Source organism: Methylobacterium sp. (genome assembly GCF_028290105.1).
Classification (GTDB): Bacteria; Pseudomonadota; Alphaproteobacteria; order Rhizobiales; family Beijerinckiaceae; genus Methylobacterium.
In genome coordinates, this window is record NZ_JAQGKL010000242.1 from 1 (window position 1) to 15,616 (window position 15,616).

Below are 15,616 nucleotides of genomic sequence, written 5' to 3' on the forward strand. Positions count from 1 at the left end.
CTACCACACCTAAACCCTTGCACCTACACACTTGGTAGGATGGTAGGGGTATAAAGGCGTCTTGGACCGCTAGACGAAGGGTGCTGCGGCGGCGAGGGGTTCTATATGCGGCTTCCCTCCCGGGGGCAACGGGGATTCGCCGGCGAGTTTGTCGCTTGACGAAAGTGGCGGCGGTCGCTTTGTCGGGTTCTCCATCGGCACGCCTGCACTCTTCGCGGGCGGTCGGACAGCGGACCTGAGATTCATGACGACGCGACGCGACGGCCCGCCGGGCCCGAGGACGACGAAGCCCGGCTCTTCGCGAGGTCCGTTCCGGCGCGGGCCGGCGCAGACCCAGCGCGGGGCCGCGAGCGTGCCGGCGGCCTCCGGCGACCACGTGGTGCTGTATGGCTGGCACCCGGTGGCGCAGGCGCTGGCCAACGAAGGGCGCAAGCTCCATCGGCTCCTCGCCACCGAGAACGCCATGGCGCGTTTGACGGAGGAGATCGGGACCCTGCGGATCGACCCCGAACTCGTGCGCCCCAGCGCGATCAACGCGCTGCTCGGGCCGGACGCGGTCCATCAGGGCCTCTACCTCGAGGCCGATCCGCTGCCGGGACCGGACCTCGACGACCTCCCCGACGACGTGCTGCTGCTCGCCCTCGACCAGATCACCGATCCGCACAACGTCGGGGCCATCGTGCGCACGGCCGCCGCCTTCGGGGTGGCGGGCATCATCACCACCGCCCGGCATTCGCCCACCGCCACCGGCGTGCTCGCGAAATCCGCCTCCGGCGGCCTGGAGCACGTGCCCCTGATCGTGGTGCGCAATCTTTCGGACGCCCTCGTCGACCTCGGCAAGCGGGGTTTCACCCGGATCGGACTGGATTCCGATGCCGAAACCGCCCTCGACAGCATCGGCCCGAAGCGGCCGGCGGTGATCGTGCTCGGCGCCGAGGGCAAGGGCCTGCGCCAGCGCACCCGCGACAATTGCGACGTGCTGGCCCGGATCCCGTTCAGCGGCGAGATCCGCAGCATCAACGTCTCGAACGCCGCCGCCATCACCCTCTACGCCCTCAGCCCCCGGGGCTGAGGCGGGGCGCACCCGTCAGCGCCAGAACGGCTTCACGTCGAGGAGGTCGCCGTGCGCCTGGGCGGCGGCCTTCAGGAGCTTGCGGGCATCGGCCTCCGTGTCGCCGGCAGCGAGCCCGGCGGCGAACAGGGTCTCGCCGGGCACCGGCGGACGGTCCGGCGCGATGACGAGGCTGGCCAGCACCGAATGCGCGGTCGCCTGGTCGTTCAGGACGCCGAGGTGGTCCTGCAGGTCGGAGAGGGCCGAGACGAAGGCCTTGTGCCGCTTGTGCGCTTTCTTGTCCGCGTAGAGGCTCGCGAAGAACTCGGCCCCGTAGCGCAGCTTCTTCGCCTCGATCCGGACCTCGTGGCGTGCCTCCGGATCGAGCCGGTCGAGGTGGCGCCCGCGCTTGGCGATGCGCTTGCGCAGCCGGTCCAGCATCGCCTCGGCGAATTCCTGCGCCGGGCGGTCGCGCTCGGGGGCGTCGGGCAGCGTCCGCCACGGCCCCGTCTCCAGCCAGCCCGCGAGGTCGAGGATGAGGCTGCGCCAATCCTGCGATTCGAGGGTCGAGAGCACCGCGTCGTAGGCGCGGGTCCGCTCGGCCTCCAGGCGTTCGCGCAGGTCGTCGAGCCCGGGTTCGTCCGGGCGCCTGGCGATCTCCGCCGGCAGGGTCTCGGCCAGGAAGACGTCGAGGTTGCGGGCATGCCCGAACGGCTCGGTGATGCGCTTGATCTCCTCGCGCAGGTGCGCGGCGGCCGTATCCTTGGCGAGCACCGGCTTGAACAGCGTGAAGGCCGAGCGCAGGCGCCGCAGAGCCACGCGCAACTGGTGCAGAGCCTCCGGGTCGTGGTTGTGGAGGAACACGTCCTCGTTCAGGCGCAGGTGCCCGAGGCAGGCCTGTGCGATGGCCTGGAACGCCTCGCCGGCACTGCCCGGCTTCGCGAGGCGGACCGGCGGCGCCTTGCTCGGGCGCCGCAGGGTGCCGTCGATCAGGCTGAAGCCGCGCGCGCTCTTAGTGAGGGCACCCAGGCGCAGCGGAACGGTCTCGGCGAGCGCCTGCGCGAGGGTGAAGAGATCCTCGGGCTGGCCCGCCTTCAGTTCGAGCTCCAGTTCCCACAGGGGCGTGTCGCCATTGGGCGTCTCGATCCGGCCCTGGTCGAAGGCGACCTCGATGCGGGAGGCGCCGTAACCGACGATGCGGGCGCGGCGCTCGACCAGGGTGGCGAAGGCGGGGTGCAGGCTCGCGTCGGACACGCCCGCGAGGAGGGCCGGCACCGGCGTCTCGGCGAGCTGTGCGAGGTCCGGCTGATCGCCGCCGATGGGGCCCTCCCATTCCGGCCGGTCGAACAGGCCGACCCCCTTGGCCGACGCCTTGACCGTCTGGATGAAGCCATCGCCGTCGCGGCGGACGCGCAGGGTCAGGCCCGCCTTCCGCAGGTCTCCGGCGGCGGTGTCGAAATAGGTGGAGGTCAGGAAGGCTGAGCGCTCGGGCGCGGAATCCTGCAGGAACGGGTGACGGGCGAGTTCGGTGAAATCACCGCCCTCGCATTGCAGCTTCAGTTCGATTTCCCGCGGCGCGTCCATGTCTCGTCCTATCTCCGGCCCAGGTCCGCCAATGGACTGTTCCCGGGCCTTCCATCCGGGCACACGCCCAGCGTGGCGCAGTCGCTCCGCTTGGGATCGGCCGCCCGACCTACCCCTGTATGAAGCAGCGCCGGTGCCCCGGGCGACCGAAATCTTTTCGAATTTCGTTCGCGCACGGGGAGTTGTGGTGTAGCGGAGGGCACCGGCCGTGGGGCGGCCGGGTCTGGTGTCGTTGGGCGTGGTGATGAATCGGGACCGGCTCAGGGCCGATCGCCTCCTCGTCGAGGGGGGCCATTTCGAGAGCCGGGCTCGGGCGCAGGCCGCCATCGCCGCCGGGCTGGTTCGGGCCGACGACCGGCCGGTGACGCGCGCCTCGGACCTCCTCGACCGGAATGCCCGCATCACCGCGAGCGCGCCGCACCCCTTCGTCTCGCGCGGCGGCCTCAAGCTGGTGGCGGCCCTCGACGCCTTCGGCTTCGATCCGGATGGCCGGATCTGCCTCGATGTTGGCGCCTCGACGGGGGGGTTCACCGATGCCCTGCTGGCGCGCGGCGCGAGACAGGTCTATGCGGTGGATGTCGGGCGCGACCAGCTCCACGCCTCGCTCCGGGCCGACCCGCGCGTCACCAGCCTGGAAGGCCGCGACGTCCGCAGCCTGGATCGGGACACCATCGCGGATCCCCCGAGCCTCTGCGCGATCGACGTCAGCTTCATCTCCCTGCGCCTCGTCCTGCCGGCCATCCTGCCCCTGCTGGCGCCGGGAGCCGGGCTCGCGGCACTGATCAAGCCGCAATTCGAGGCGGGCCGCGAACGGGTCGGGCGAGGCGGGATCGTGCGCGACACGGCGATCCACGCGACCGTGTGCGACGAGATCCGCCGCTTCATCGAAGCCTCGGGGCTGCGCGTCCTCGGGCTGATACCGTCTCCCGTCACCGGCGGCGACGGCAACCGCGAGTTCCTGATCGGGGCTCGCCTGGATTCTCCATCATGACCGACACGACGACCGTAACCCTGGAGATCCGCCGCCTCGGCGCGCGCGGCGACGGCATGGCGGAGGACGGCACCGCCGTCGCCCTCGCGCTGCCGGGCGAGCGCGTGACCGTCCGGCGCGAGGGCGGCCGGGGGCACCTCGTGGCGATCGAGCGGCCCTCGCCCGATCGGGTCGCGCCCTTCTGTCCCTATTTCGGCACCTGCGGCGGCTGCGCGGTACAGCACCTGGCGGCGGAACCCTACGCTGCCTGGAAGCGCGGTCAGCTGGTCCAGGCGCTGTCGCAGGCGCATCTCGACGTGGCGCCCGAGCCGATGATCGACGCCCACGGGGAGGGGCGGCGGCGCCTAACCCTCCACGTGCGCGCGACGGAGGGCGGCGCCGAGGCCGGCCTGATGGCCGCGCGAAGTCACGAACTCGTGGCGATCGACCATTGTCCCATCACCGTGCCGATGCTGCATCGGGCACCACGCGTGGCCGAAGCCCTCAGCGCGCCCCTCGGGCACGGCCGCAAGCCCCTCGACGTGGCGTTCACCGCCACCGAGGCCGGGCTCGACGTGGACATCCGGGGACACGGCCCCGTGGCGGAAGGCGTACGCGCCGTCCTGGTGCGGCTGGCCTCCGAGCTCGACCTCGCCCGCCTCGCCCTGCACGGGGAGGTGCTGGTGGAACGCCGCGCGCCCGCCGTCACCACTTCGGACCTCCGCCTGGTGCCGCCGGCGGGCGGGTTCCTCCAGGCCACCGCAGCCGGCGAGGCTATCCTGGCCGAGGCCGTGGTTGCCGCCCTCGACAAGAAGACGAAGCGCGTGGTCGACCTGTTCTCCGGCAGCGGCCCGTTCAGCCTCGCCATGGCCCGGACCCGCGACGTGCATGCGGTGGAGGGCGACGCCGCCGCCCTCGCCAGTCTCGACCGGGCGGTTCGCGCGGTGCCGGGCCTGCGCCGGGTGACCACAGAGCGGCGCGACCTCTTCCGCCGGCCCCTGCTGCCGCTCGAACTCGACACGTACGATGCCGTGGTCTTAGACCCTCCGCGTGCCGGTGCAGGCGCACAGGCCGCCCGGATCGCGGAATCGAAGGTGGCGCTGGTCGTCGGGGTTGCCTGCGACGTCGGCACCTTCACGCGGGATGCCGCCACCCTGGTGGCCGGGGGCTACACCCTGGAGCGGGTCACGCCCGTCGATCAGTTCGCGTATTCCGGACATGTCGAGGTGGTCGGGGTCTTTCGGAAACCGCGTCCGGTGCGCAGGCGGCTCTGAGACGCCGCGCTCGACAAAACCCGGTTCGCCCTTAGGTGGAGCCGGATGCGCACGCTCCTCCTCGCCTTCGGGCTCCTCGGCCTCGTCACCCCCGCCGCCGCGGATTCCTGCGACGACCTGATCGACCGCGTGGTCGCGGGCACGCAGGCGAGCCTCGTGAAACGGACGGCGGATTTCGCCGAGCTGTCCGCCAGCGACGGTATCGGCATGACGCTGGCCTGCGGCGAGCTCTCGGCGGTGGGCGTGCAGTTTCGCGGCCCGGCCCTGCCCGCCGCTTATTTTCCGCTCTTCGGCCGCGCCGGTCATGCGACCACGGGCATTCCCGCCGATGTCATCGAGGCCGCCGGGGTCAAGGCACGCGACAGCGCCATGACCACACGTCACAGCAACGTCGATGCCGCTGCTGCCCTCGTGACCTGCACCGTCGTCAATTCGGCCGGCGGTCCGGTCACGGCCTGCGCGGTGATCGACAAGGACGATCGCCGCTGAAGCGGGTCAGGAGCGCATGGCGATCAGCATGTAGCCGGAATAGGCCAGGGCGGCGGCCATGAGCAGGTAGACGTTGGGTTCCATGACGCGGTTCTAGGTGCGGCGCACAAACGGGTCGAGCAGACCCCGTGCCGCTGCGGCATCCCGTTCGCTTCAGACCGTGTTAACCATGCTGGCCCGAACGTCACGATCCACTCACGATGCCACCGAGGAGCCGATGCACCGACCCCTCCGCCCTCGTCCGGCGCAATTTCTGGTCATCGCCGGGTGCCTCTCCGGCCTCGCGCCTGCTATCGGGTCGTTCACGGTGGTGCCCGCTCGGGCACAGGAGCCGCTGTTCCTGCGGATTCGCCCTGCGGGCGACTCGCCGGCTGGCCTCGGCGGCGCGGGTGTCTTCGACGAGGACACCGCCCGGGCCGCGAGGGCACGCAGCGAGGCCGTATGGCAGCGGGCCGAAGCGCGATCCCGGATCGCCATCGCGTCGGTCTGCACGGGGTGCCTCGCGGCGTCGCGTCCGACCGAACCCAGTCTCAGACCGACCCCGCCGCCTCCGGCTCTCCCGGAGCCGAACGGCGTCGTTCCCGTCGCGGCCGATACCCCAGCCGCTCCCATTCCGCCCCTCGCACAGGCAGACGCACCATGACGCAGTCTCATCCGACCAGCGGCGCCGTTCCGGACCCGGATTGCCCGGTCTCCCTCGATTTGCTCGGCCAGGTCTACCGGGCCGACGAGGACGACCTGCCCGAGATCCTCGCCGCCATGTCCACCACCACGCGGGCGCGCCTCGCCGTCTACCTCTACGGTAAGAGCCACATGCACCAGCTCGGCCTGCGCGTGGCGCGGGAATGCGAGCGCGAAGACCTCGTGCGGGTCGCCGACGAGATCGGCTCCGTGGTCTATGGTCAGTCCCGCTTGAAGCCGGCCCGCCCGGCGACGCCGAGCCCCGCCGCCGCGCCGCCCAAGAAGATCAGCCTCGGTGGTTCGGGCGCGAAGAAGATCAGTCTCGGCGGATCCGGCGCCAAGAACCGGCCGTTCGACTGATCGTCTGCCGCTGAAAAGCCACGGGTCTCCGACCCCGCTCCGACAAAGAATTGGAAAGTGACGCTGCATGTTCGGTTCGTGGTGGAAGCTCGGCATGGATGCGACCCTGCTCGCCATGGAGTCCCAGCAGGTGATCGGGATGCGGCTCGCCATGCTGTCCGCCGGCGGTACGGCGGCGCAGGCCGAGGCGCAGCGCATGGTCACCGAGAAGATCATGGCGGCCAACGAGGCCGCCCTGCTCATCGCGACAGGCGGCTCCACAGCCAGGGTCGTCGCGGGCTACCGCCGCAAGGTGCGGGCGAACGTCCGGCGCCTGTCGAAGCGGTAGCAAAGAACCCAAACGGCTCATTAACCGCCCCTTAACCATGCGCTTCCATCCTCGCCCCGAACGTCGGATCGCTGGGACGAGGAGCCTGTGATGACCTCTTTCGAACACCGGGTGCGGGAACGCGCCTATTACATCTGGGAAGACGAGGGCCGCCTGTTCGGCCAGGCCGAGAGCCATTGGCTGCGGGCCGAGACGGAACTCCAGGCACATGGGCTCGCTGAGCCGCATCGGGTTCAGGCCGCCGCACCCGCGCTGACGCTGGCAGCGAGCCCGGCCGAGGTTCTGGCTGAGACCCTGAAGGCCAAGCCCAGCCGGACCCGGGCCGTGACCGCGACGGTCGAAGCCAAGGCGAAGACGGCGAGTGCTGCGCCCAAGGCAGCGAAAGCCACGACCAAGTCCGTTGCGAAGTCCGCGCCGGCTGCCGAGGCCGCAGCGGCAAAGACGGCCTCGAAGAAGACGCCGGCGGTGAAGGCGACGAAGGTCGCCACGCGTCCCCGCGGCGCCGAAGCCGCCGCAACGGTTCACTGAGCAGACGCCGCAAAACCGCGCGCCCTGCGGTTCGGTCGTCATCCTCGACGCCCGGTCCGCGCAGAGTTCTGAAGCCCGCTTTCCCTGAAACAGGGAAGCGGGCTTTCGCGTTTGAAGCGACGTGACACGCGGCGCGGCGCATCGGAACGAAGCGGAACCTTGGCGGTTGTCGGCGTAACCCTGTTCCAGCGCGGCCCGGCTCGATGGCGGCGCCTGTCCCGCGAGGCCCCCATGAAGACGACCCTGTCCACTCTGCTCGCCCTCAGCCTGGCCGGCCTGCCCATCGGGGCGGTGGCGGGTACCGCCTCACAGCGCGGCGTGCCCGTGATCCTCGATGTGGATTCCACGGGCGGAGTCGGCGGGCGGGCACCCTGGAGCCGGAACTGGGAGTACGACTCGGGCAGCGACAACGACCGCCGTCCCGAGCTTCCCTATTATCAGCAGGGGCGTGGGCAACAGACGGGCGGCCCAGCCCGCAACCTGCTGCCCGACGACGGGTTTCACATCTCTCCGCGCTGACCGTAACTGAATGGGTCGATGATGGAACGGCCGGAGCCCCCGGCCGCTTGCCCGGTGAGGTGCCGGCGCTCTGTCCCGCACTGATTCAGGCGCGGGACGACATCATGGCCAAGACCATTCAGGCGGCGATCTTCGATATCGACGGCACGCTGCTCGACAGTGTCGACCTGCACGCCCAGGCCTGGGTGGACGCGTTCGCGCATTTCGGCGTGACGGTGTCGCACGCGGATGCGCGCAGCCAGATCGGAAAAGGCGGCGATCAACTGTTGCCGGTCTTCCTCGACGAGACGCGGGTCGAGCGCGACGGCAAGCGCATCGAGGCCTACCGATCGGACCTGTTCAAGCGGGAATACCTGCCGCGGGTCAAACCCTTCCCGGGCGTCCCCGCGCTGTTCCGGCATCTGCGCGGAGAGGGGCTGAAGGTGGCGCTCGCTTCGTCGGGCAAGGCGCCGGAGGTCGAGCACTACCAGGGCCTCCTCGGCGTCGAAGGGCTCGTGGATGTCGTGGTGAGTTCCGACGATGTCGAACGCTCGAAACCCTTCCCCGACATCTTCGCGGCCGCGCTCCAGAAGCTCGCACCGCTGGGGGCCGAGGCGGCGATCGTGATCGGCGACACGCCCTACGACGCCGAGGCCGCGACGCGAGCCGGCATTCGGACCATCGGCGTCCTGTGTGGCGGCTTTCCGGAAGCCAGCCTCAGCGACACCGGATGCATCGCCATCTACCGAGATCCGCAGGACCTCCTCGACGGCTATCCGGATTCGCCCCTCGCCCAGTAGCGAGGGCGTCTCCTTTCCGCGAGGGACGTGGCTATCCCCACATTTCTCGCATGAGCTCCGTTTGTTCCCGTCCGCAGGGCAGGATTGCGCGCCGGCTATGGATAGATGGCAAAAAACCCTGGCGCGGGACCGTTTCATGGCGTAGCGACCCCGCCGTGACTGCGCTTGATCATTTGACGGATTCGCGGACCATGCCCCAGCCGGCTCAATCGAACCTGAAATCCGAGCTGCCGGGCGAACACCCGCCCCTGCAGGTCCAGATCCACTCAGCGGTTGAGGATCGCACCACGCCGATCAGCCGCCTGCTCCGGCTGATGTCGGCCCTCGATGCGGATGCCACCGCGAACGAGAACCTCCGGCACGTGCTTCGGGCGCGGATCGGCGCACCGCTCAGCATCTGATTTTTCCTCGCCGCTCATTCGCTCAGAATTGAAGGCTGGGCGGAGCACAGTAGGCCTCGCCACGTTTCGGCGAGGCGAAGTCCCGGCGGGATTCCGGTCAGGGCCAGACCCAGGCGCAGAGCCCCTCGCCGGTGACGGTCAGGCACTCGAAGGGGGCACCGCCCACCATCGCCCGGTGCTCTGCCGTGCCGATGCGGTCCCTCTGGATGCGCCGGCAGCCCGGATGGCCGGGCAGTGCGGCCTCGGCCGTGGCGCGGTCGCCCGATCCCATCAGAACCCGCAGGTTCACGAGGGTATCGCAGGCGAGGACAGAAGAAGTCTCGGCCTTGAGCGTCTCGGCCTTGAGCGGCGCGCCCGTCGCGGCGACCAAGATCATGAGCGCGGCGACCCCGGCAATCCGGCAATCCATCCTCATCGACGTACCTTCTCCGGTGTTGCCGGTGCTTTCTCGGTGGTGCGCGCCTTGTCGCCCGGCTTCGCTTTCGGGGGGACTTCGCCGAGGTTCACGCTGCCGGCCAGGACCCAGTGGCAGACGGTGGTGGTCTTCAGCGACAGGCAGTCATAGGCATTGCCGTTCAGCGTCAGATGCTCCCGCAGGGCGGTCACCGCATCCCGGGCGAGCACGACGCAGCCGAGATGATCGGCCTGATCGTTTCCCAGCAAGGCCGCAGCAGCGACAGCATCCGTTTTGGTCTGTCGCATAAGCAGGCGAAGGTTGACCAGGGAGGCGCATCCGATCACCGGCGGCTGAGACGGTGCTGCGACAGCGGGCCCCACGCCTGCTCCGAGAAGCGCAGCGAAGGTGAGGAGACGTAGCGGGGACATCTAAGACCTCCGGCAGCTGGCGTAAGGCTCGGGTGGGACGCGCCCAGCGCTCCGCTCGGTGGACAGACAACATTCTGGCGATACGGAGATCTAGGACAGGCGGCAAGGGACGGGAATGGACGCCCGCTCGCGCGTGTCAAAGAGCGGCGCGGCGCAGCTGGGCGAAGCGTTTCACGGCGCGCTCGCGACGCAGGCGCGAGAGTCGGTCGATCCAGAAGATCCCGTCGAGTTGATCGATCTCGTGCTGCAGGCAGGCGGCGCGAAACCCGTCCGCTTCTTCCTCGCGCTCGGCTCCGGCGAGGTCTTGGAAACGCACCCTTACCCGCACGGCACGCTCGACCACGTCCATGATGCCGGGCATCGAAACGCTGCCCTCGCTCTGCGGCCCGCGCTCAAGCGATGCCCAGACGATCTCAGGATTCACGTAGGTCGTCGTCGGCTCGCCGGGCTCCATGCGCAGCAGCACCACGCGCAGCGGCCAGCCGATATGCGGCAGGGTCAGGCCCAGCGCGGACGCCGCCTGCATCACCGCCTCGAGTTCACCGACCGCCTCGCTGAGGGTTGCGTCGAAGCGCGTGACTGGCTCTGCGACGCGGCGCAGGCGCGGATCGGGGTAGATGAGGAGAGAGTCTGCGGACACCGGGATGTTCCGAGAGGGGAGGTCGGGGCTACGGAGGCGACATCAGCAGCGCCGCCCGAGCGAAGGGATCATGGCCCGCGCCTTGCGGGGCGCAGGGTTCACGGACACGAATCCGATACGGAGATGCAATGACCGATCGTCGTTTCGAAAACCAGCGCTCAGAGCTCCGAAGCGAGGCTGCGGCGTCGCCGATCCGGCGCGTGCGCGACTCCGGCGAGGTCATCCTGCTGACGCTGGTGAGTGTCCTCGGCCTGCTCTGGGCGATCGTGCTGGTGACCCACTTCCACGGTCCCTTGAGCAGCTTCGGACAATCGCTCTGGCTGACGCGCTGACGCTCAGTATTCCCATTCGGCACCGACGCCGACGGCGGTGCGGCCGTCGCTTCCGGCCTCGCCCTGGATCTTCACCCGGCGCGTGACGTCGTAATCCACGGTCGCTGCCGTGTCGGCGGGCTTCGCACCCGCCTTCACGCCGACGCTGAGCCGATCGCTGAGATAGCGCGAGGCGCCGAGCGCCGGTCCCCCGCTCGCCCCGGTGGAGACGTCGAGGCTGTCGAGCCCGAGGCCCTTGCGGGCCTGCTCGAACACGTCGACCCCGCCGGCACCACCCGAGAACTGGGCCACGGCCTGGGCCAGTTGCAGGGCCTGAAACGGCGACAGGCCGCCGGACGCCTTCTTGAACAGGAGGCGCGAGAGCACCTCGTCCTGCGGAAGGCTCGGATCCGAGGTGAGGAGGAAGCTCGGCTGATTGGCGGGCCCGCTGACCGCGATGCGGGCGGTGACCTCCGCCGCCTTCGTCTCGGCGATGAAGTCGAGGTCGGGCGTCGCGATCTCGCCGCCGAAGGTGAGGCGCCCGCGCGTGAAGTCGAGGCGTTGCCCGACGACGCTGAGGCGCCCGCGACGCATCTCGAAATCGCCGGTCGCCACGGGATCGCGCGACGAGCCGGTGAGGCGCAGGCTCCCGCCGAGCTCGGCATCGATGCCGCGCCCGCGCACGAAGATCCGGTTCGGGGCGTTCACCGCCACATCCAGCGTGGCGTCGAAGGGCGGAGCCGCCTTACGCCCCTTGCGGCCGAGGGCCGCGACCTTGGCGCGCCGATCCGCCCGCGCGTCGAGGCGCGCGCGAATGTCCGGCGGCGTGTTGATCCGCCGGATCTCGGGCAGGGGCTGCACGGTGGCGGGCAGGCGGTCCGGCACCGAGACGTCGACGGAGACGAGATCGACCCGCCCGGAGATCTTCGGGGTGCGGGCGAGCGGGCCGGTCAGGGCGAGATTGAGGCTCGCCGTCGCCGTCATGAGCGGGCTCGAGACGAGTTCGGCCCGCTCGGCGGAGATCCGCAGGCTGCCGGGAAAGCCGGCGGCCGGCTCCAGGGCGACACGGCCGTCCCCCCGCAGGGTGCCGCCGTTCCGGGTCAAGGCGGTCAGGCGCTCCACCACCAGGGTGTCGCCGCGCCCGGTGACGCGCCCCTCGATGTTGGTGAGGCGGATGCCCTGCAGGGGGTCGGTGAAGGAACCGCCCGAGAGGGTGGCGACGCCCTCGGCACGCGGCGCCGCCAAATTGCCGGTCACGCCCGCGTCGATGGCGATGCGCCCGGCGACGCGCTGTCCGCCGACGCTGAGAACACTGTTGGCGAGCGCCGCGTCGAGGGTCCCGCGCAGCTTCACCGCCAGCGCGCCGCCGGCCGCGACGGGGAGCGAGCCGCCGATCGTCATCTCGACGCCGCGCCCGGCCGAGACGCGGCCGTCGATCCCGGCGCGTCCCTCGCTCACGGTGCCGCTGGCCCGGGCCTCGATGGGTGGCAAACCGGCCTTGCGGGTCTCCGGCGTGACCAGGCGGGCGACGGTGAAGGCGTAGCGTCCTTCCGGCCGGTCTGACGACCCGCGCAGGTCGGCCTCGCCGTCCAGGGTGCCGGTGAGCGCAAGGCTCGGCGAGGCGATGCGGGCGAGCGCCAGGGGGAGGGCGCGGATGCCGAGCTTGAGGTCGAGGGACCGGCCAGCCCGGCCCGAAAGGCTGACGCGGCCGCTTCCGGCCGTCACCACGAGGTTGTCGATCACCGCCGTACCGCCGTCGAGGGTGACGCTGGCCGGACCCGCGAGGGCCAGCCGGTCGCCGCCGCGCGCGGCGGAGAACCGGGCCAGCTCGATGCGGGTGCGCTCGCCCGGAACGAGGCGGGCGGCCCCGTCGAGGTCGAAGCCGCGCGCCTTGGCCGACAGGGTGATGTCGCTGGCGTTCGGCGACCCCACGGCCACGAGGCGAATCGTGTCGAGACTCTCACCGGCCGCGACGAGCCGATCGGCGTTGATGCGCCCGTCGATCGACGGCCGGCCGAGGAGGTCGCGTCCGGTCAGATCCGCATCGAGGCGCGAGAGTCCGATGTCACCCGCGCGCAGGGACGCGCCCTTGGCCCGAACCGCCACGTCCTGCCGGCCGCCCTCGCGGGAGAAGGTGATGGCGGCCTCCAGGTTTCCGGCCATCGGCGTCAGGGCGAGGGGGGACAGATCGTCAAGATTGCCCGCCGCGAGGCTCAATGCGCCCTTCGTCAGCAGGGTCCGGGCGTCGATCGCCGCGCGGCCGTCGAGGGCGACCGAGCCGAGTTGGAAGGCGAGGCGGTCGAGGGCCCACTCGTCGCCGGCGAGGCGCGCGAGATGCGCGTCGCCGCGCAGGGCTTTCCCGCCGACGTCGCCGGACAGGCGCAAGCTGCCGTCGAGGGCACCGGTGATGTCCTTCAGGTCGGTCACGATCCGCAGGTCGCGCAGGGGCCGCCCGAGGGCGCGGGCTTCGCTCGTGGTCAGGGTCGCGGTGAGATCGGGTTTCTCCAGCGTGCCGGTGAGGCGGCCGTCGAGGAGGGCGCGGCCGGCGAGCTTGGGATCGAGCGTCGAGAGGTCCTTCAGGTCGACGACAAGCTTGGCGTCGGCGAGGCGCGCGGTAGCGCGACCCTCCAGGCGCCCGACGATCTCGGCACCCTCGAAGCGGGCCCCGTCGAAGGCGTAGCCGTCATAGACCTGCGAGAGCCGGCCGGTGAAGCGCGGCGCCGTGCCCAGCGTCCGGTCGAGGACCGGGAGAGAAAGGGCTAGGCCGCTGGTGCGTAGGTCCACATCCGCCGAGACCGCCTTGCGGGCCGGATCGCCGCTGAGCGCGGCGCGGGCGGTGAGCGCCCCGGCCAGGGGCCGGCCGGCGACCTCCGAGAAGGCCGCAAGGTCGGAGAGGGTCGCGTCGACCGTGCCGGTCAGGGTGTTCTGGCCGATCCGGCCCGCATAGGAGGCCCGGGCCGTCGGCGCGTCGAGATCGAGCCTGGTCACCTCGATGACATTGTCGGGCTGGAGCGTTCCCCGGAAGGTCAGGGCCGCACGCGCACCGATCGCCCGGCGCAGGGCCGGATCGGCGAGGCGCAGGCCTTCGACCTTGGCATCGGCGGAGATCGCGAAGCGGGCCGCGTTGGACTCCGCCCCCGAGGGCACCATCACCAGATTGGCGTCGATGCGCTCCAGGGCGCTGCCACCGGCGCGCAAGCCGGCCGCTTTGAGCACGCCATTGATGGCCGGGCGGGCGAGCGGGCCCTTCAGGCTTCCGTCGAAGGCGAGGCCGTCGAGTTCGGCATCCGCCGCCTTGGTCACCCCGCCCTCGGTGGGCACCGCGCGGGCGGAGACGAGGAAGTCGGCGACGCGGTCGGCGCCGAGCGTGCCGCGCGCTTCGAGGCGCGCCGTGTGGGAGGTGAGTTCGAGCCGGTCGATGCCGAAAGCGCCGCTATCGGCAAAACGTACGCCACCCTCGAGCTTGGTGGTGCCGGAGAAGATCGCCGCCGCCGGACCGGGCAGCAGCGCCTCAATACGCGAGGCGAGGTCGAGGGCGAGACGCCGCTCGGACCCGATGCGGGAGATCCGGGCGGAGCCCTTCGCGCCGAGGTCCGGCCCGGCATCAAGGTCGAGGCGCGCATTCCAGGCGTCCAGCGTGCCGCGCCCGTCGAGGTCGAGGTTGATCGGCGGCGTGCCGGGCAGGTTGGCCGCCTTCGAGAGCAGTCCTCCGGCGGGCTCGACCAGCGTGGTCTTCAGTTCCAGCGTCTCGCCCTTCGGCACGAACAGGAGGCGGGCGCCGAAGCGTCCCTCCGCGTCGAGGCGGCGCACGCTGAGATCGAGGTCGAGCCCTTCCGAAGGGGCGCCGAGCTTGGCGCGGCCACTGGCGGAAAGGCGCGCCGGCTGCCCGGCCAATGCCTCGCCGAGGACGAGTTCGGCGAGCTTGAAGGCCTGGATCTCGACCTTCACGGGCAGGTCGGGCAGGAGCGAGCCGTCGGGCTCGGGGGTCGCCGAAACCGGGGCGGGGAGGGGGCGGCGCAGGACTTCGAGGCGGCCGACCTCCAGGCTCTCGACCTCGAGGCGCCCGGAGAGCAAGGCGAGGCGGCGCCAGACCAGACGCGCCCGATCGAGTTTCAGCCAGACGCCGTTGGCGTCGCTGATCGCCACGTCGCGGATCGTGGCATCCGAGGACAGGGCGCCGTCGACGGCGCCGATGGCGACGCGGGAGCCCGGGGTGGAAAGGGCCTTCGAGAGGAGGCCGCCGAGCACGGTCTTCTCGCCCTCGTCGGCATGCGTCAGCGTCGCGCCGCCGAGCGGCAGGACGAGGACGCCTGCGAGGGCCAGAGCCGGGATCGCGCGGCGGATGCGCCGGGCGCGATCCCCCTGGCGGCCTCGGTCTCGAAGAAGTCCGGACGGCTCGAAAAACCCCATCAGAACGACTGTCCCAGGCTGATGTACAGGGCCACGGGGCGCTCGTGGTTGCCCTTGATGCGGTCCATCGGGAAGGCGACGTCGACGCGGAGCGGGCCGATACCCGTGTAGTAGCGTAGCCCCAGGCCGACCGCGTAGCGAATGCGCTCGTCGAAATCGGGCAGGCTGCCGGCGAAGGCCGTGCCGGCATCAATGAACGGCACCACGCCGATCGTGTCCGTGACCTTGATGCGCGCCTCGACGGAGGCCTCCAGCAGGCTGCGGCCGCCGATCGGGAGATTGAAGGGCCCGCGCGGCCCGAGGGTCCGGTAGGGGAAGCCGCGCACCGAACCGCCGCCACCGGCAAAGAACCGGATGTTGGCGGGGATGTCCTCGAGGTTGGCGCCGGAGATCGAGCCGAAACCGATGCGGCCGGCCAGGATGTAGCGGGCCTCGTCGTCGAAGGCGTAGTAGGTCGAGCCCTGCG

The 15,616-nt window shown here is 70.8% G+C and carries 17 protein-coding genes; 11 read left to right on the forward strand and 6 right to left on the reverse strand.

The genetic code is table 11. The features are described 5' to 3' along the window. The first annotated feature begins 244 nt into the window (after nucleotides 1–244). Entirely contained in the window at nucleotides 245–1,072 is an 828-nt protein-coding gene (rlmB, locus tag JWQ05_RS17120) for a 23S rRNA (guanosine(2251)-2'-O)-methyltransferase RlmB (protein WP_299660842.1), read from the forward strand. Between the two features lie 15 nt (nucleotides 1,073–1,087). Here the strand turns inward: rlmB and JWQ05_RS17125 are convergent, their stop codons facing one another. Next, the gene (locus JWQ05_RS17125) at nucleotides 1,088–2,635 is read right to left on the reverse strand and encodes a CHAD domain-containing protein (protein WP_299660845.1); all 1,548 of its coding nucleotides are present in this window, start codon (nucleotides 2,633–2,635) and stop codon (nucleotides 1,088–1,090) included. Between the two features lie 244 nt (nucleotides 2,636–2,879). Between JWQ05_RS17125 and JWQ05_RS17130 the strand changes: the two genes are divergently transcribed. The 9 genes from JWQ05_RS17130 (at nucleotide 2,880) to JWQ05_RS17170 (ending at nucleotide 8,964) form a co-directional block, all read left to right on the forward strand. Beyond that, entirely contained in the window at nucleotides 2,880–3,626 is a 747-nt protein-coding gene (locus tag JWQ05_RS17130; RefSeq protein WP_299660885.1) for a TlyA family RNA methyltransferase, read from the forward strand. Continuing rightward, nucleotides 3,623–4,879 (forward strand): class I SAM-dependent RNA methyltransferase, encoded by a 1,257-nt coding sequence (locus tag JWQ05_RS17135; RefSeq protein ID WP_299660848.1) that lies wholly within the window; start codon nucleotides 3,623–3,625, stop codon nucleotides 4,877–4,879. Before JWQ05_RS17130 ends, JWQ05_RS17135 begins: the two co-directional genes overlap by 4 nt. Nucleotides 4,880–4,924: 45 nt before the next feature. Beyond that, nucleotides 4,925–5,368 (forward strand): hypothetical protein, encoded by a 444-nt coding sequence (locus tag JWQ05_RS17140; RefSeq protein ID WP_299660851.1) that lies wholly within the window; start codon nucleotides 4,925–4,927, stop codon nucleotides 5,366–5,368. A 639-nt stretch (nucleotides 5,369–6,007) separates the two neighbouring features. After that, a complete protein-coding gene (locus JWQ05_RS17145) occupies nucleotides 6,008–6,409 on the forward strand; it encodes a hypothetical protein (RefSeq protein WP_299660854.1) in 402 nt (133 codons plus the stop codon). A 67-nt stretch (nucleotides 6,410–6,476) separates the two neighbouring features. Further along, on the forward strand, nucleotides 6,477–6,737 hold the full coding sequence (locus tag JWQ05_RS17150) for a hypothetical protein (RefSeq protein ID WP_299660857.1): 261 nt from the start codon (nucleotides 6,477–6,479) through the stop codon (nucleotides 6,735–6,737). A 90-nt stretch (nucleotides 6,738–6,827) separates the two neighbouring features. Next, entirely contained in the window at nucleotides 6,828–7,265 is a 438-nt protein-coding gene (locus tag JWQ05_RS17155; protein WP_299660859.1) for a DUF2934 domain-containing protein, read from the forward strand. A gap of 231 nt (nucleotides 7,266–7,496) precedes the next feature. Further along, nucleotides 7,497–7,784 carry a hypothetical protein gene (locus tag JWQ05_RS17160; RefSeq protein WP_299660861.1) on the forward strand — a complete coding sequence of 96 codons (288 nt, stop codon included), beginning with the start codon at nucleotides 7,497–7,499 and terminating at the stop codon, nucleotides 7,782–7,784. Between the two features lie 104 nt (nucleotides 7,785–7,888). Next, complete coding sequence (locus JWQ05_RS17165; protein WP_299660863.1) at nucleotides 7,889–8,563, forward strand: HAD family hydrolase; 675 nt, start codon at nucleotides 7,889–7,891, stop codon at nucleotides 8,561–8,563. Nucleotides 8,564–8,754: 191 nt separating this feature from the next. Continuing rightward, the gene (locus tag JWQ05_RS17170; RefSeq protein WP_299660866.1) at nucleotides 8,755–8,964 is read left to right on the forward strand and encodes a hypothetical protein; all 210 of its coding nucleotides are present in this window, start codon (nucleotides 8,755–8,757) and stop codon (nucleotides 8,962–8,964) included. A 97-nt stretch (nucleotides 8,965–9,061) separates the two neighbouring features. On the opposite strand, the gene JWQ05_RS17175 is transcribed toward JWQ05_RS17170, so the two are convergent. From JWQ05_RS17175 to JWQ05_RS17185, 3 genes are all read right to left on the reverse strand, one after another. Continuing rightward, entirely contained in the window at nucleotides 9,062–9,379 is a 318-nt protein-coding gene (locus JWQ05_RS17175) for a hypothetical protein (RefSeq protein WP_299660868.1), read from the reverse strand. Then, nucleotides 9,376–9,789, reverse strand: coding sequence for a hypothetical protein (locus tag JWQ05_RS17180; protein WP_299660871.1), 414 nt, complete (start codon nucleotides 9,787–9,789; stop codon nucleotides 9,376–9,378). The genes JWQ05_RS17175 and JWQ05_RS17180 overlap by 4 nt, the downstream gene beginning before the upstream one ends. 136 nt (nucleotides 9,790–9,925) lie before the next feature. After that, nucleotides 9,926–10,429 carry a peptide deformylase gene (locus tag JWQ05_RS17185; RefSeq protein WP_299660874.1) on the reverse strand — a complete coding sequence of 168 codons (504 nt, stop codon included), beginning with the start codon at nucleotides 10,427–10,429 and terminating at the stop codon, nucleotides 9,926–9,928. A gap of 128 nt (nucleotides 10,430–10,557) precedes the next feature. On the opposite strand from JWQ05_RS17185, the gene JWQ05_RS17190 reads away from it, so the two are divergent. Then, nucleotides 10,558–10,761 carry a hypothetical protein gene (locus tag JWQ05_RS17190; RefSeq protein ID WP_299660876.1) on the forward strand — a complete coding sequence of 68 codons (204 nt, stop codon included), beginning with the start codon at nucleotides 10,558–10,560 and terminating at the stop codon, nucleotides 10,759–10,761. A 3-nt stretch (nucleotides 10,762–10,764) separates the two neighbouring features. On the opposite strand, the gene JWQ05_RS17195 is transcribed toward JWQ05_RS17190, so the two are convergent. Together JWQ05_RS17195 and JWQ05_RS17200 are read right to left on the reverse strand one after the other, a co-directional pair. Next, nucleotides 10,765–15,150 carry a translocation/assembly module TamB domain-containing protein gene (locus JWQ05_RS17195; protein WP_299660879.1) on the reverse strand — a complete coding sequence of 1,462 codons (4,386 nt, stop codon included), beginning with the start codon at nucleotides 15,148–15,150 and terminating at the stop codon, nucleotides 10,765–10,767. Next, on the reverse strand, nucleotides 15,150–15,616 hold a 467-nt coding region (locus JWQ05_RS17200; protein WP_299660882.1), incomplete at its 5' end, for a BamA/TamA family outer membrane protein. The genes JWQ05_RS17195 and JWQ05_RS17200, both read right to left, overlap by 1 nt.

What these genes read in the sequence shown, in the direction of transcription:
- rlmB (WP_299660842.1), top strand. Translation starts at nt 245, where the DNA reads ATGACGACGCGACGCGACGGCCCGCCGGGCCCGAGGACGACGAAGCCC.
- JWQ05_RS17125 (WP_299660845.1), bottom strand. Translation starts at nt 2,635, where the DNA reads ATGGACGCGCCGCGGGAAATCGAACTGAAGCTGCAATGCGAGGGCGGT.
- JWQ05_RS17130 (WP_299660885.1), top strand. Translation starts at nt 2,880, where the DNA reads ATGAATCGGGACCGGCTCAGGGCCGATCGCCTCCTCGTCGAGGGGGGC.
- JWQ05_RS17135 (WP_299660848.1), top strand. Translation starts at nt 3,623, where the DNA reads ATGACCGACACGACGACCGTAACCCTGGAGATCCGCCGCCTCGGCGCG.
- JWQ05_RS17140 (WP_299660851.1), top strand. Translation starts at nt 4,925, where the DNA reads ATGCGCACGCTCCTCCTCGCCTTCGGGCTCCTCGGCCTCGTCACCCCC.
- JWQ05_RS17145 (WP_299660854.1), top strand. Translation starts at nt 6,008, where the DNA reads ATGACGCAGTCTCATCCGACCAGCGGCGCCGTTCCGGACCCGGATTGC.
- JWQ05_RS17150 (WP_299660857.1), top strand. Translation starts at nt 6,477, where the DNA reads ATGTTCGGTTCGTGGTGGAAGCTCGGCATGGATGCGACCCTGCTCGCC.
- JWQ05_RS17155 (WP_299660859.1), top strand. Translation starts at nt 6,828, where the DNA reads ATGACCTCTTTCGAACACCGGGTGCGGGAACGCGCCTATTACATCTGG.
- JWQ05_RS17160 (WP_299660861.1), top strand. Translation starts at nt 7,497, where the DNA reads ATGAAGACGACCCTGTCCACTCTGCTCGCCCTCAGCCTGGCCGGCCTG.
- JWQ05_RS17165 (WP_299660863.1), top strand. Translation starts at nt 7,889, where the DNA reads ATGGCCAAGACCATTCAGGCGGCGATCTTCGATATCGACGGCACGCTG.
- JWQ05_RS17170 (WP_299660866.1), top strand. Translation starts at nt 8,755, where the DNA reads ATGCCCCAGCCGGCTCAATCGAACCTGAAATCCGAGCTGCCGGGCGAA.
- JWQ05_RS17175 (WP_299660868.1), bottom strand. Translation starts at nt 9,379, where the DNA reads ATGAGGATGGATTGCCGGATTGCCGGGGTCGCCGCGCTCATGATCTTG.
- JWQ05_RS17180 (WP_299660871.1), bottom strand. Translation starts at nt 9,789, where the DNA reads ATGTCCCCGCTACGTCTCCTCACCTTCGCTGCGCTTCTCGGAGCAGGC.
- JWQ05_RS17190 (WP_299660876.1), top strand. Translation starts at nt 10,558, where the DNA reads ATGACCGATCGTCGTTTCGAAAACCAGCGCTCAGAGCTCCGAAGCGAG.
- JWQ05_RS17195 (WP_299660879.1), bottom strand. Translation starts at nt 15,150, where the DNA reads ATGGGGTTTTTCGAGCCGTCCGGACTTCTTCGAGACCGAGGCCGCCAG.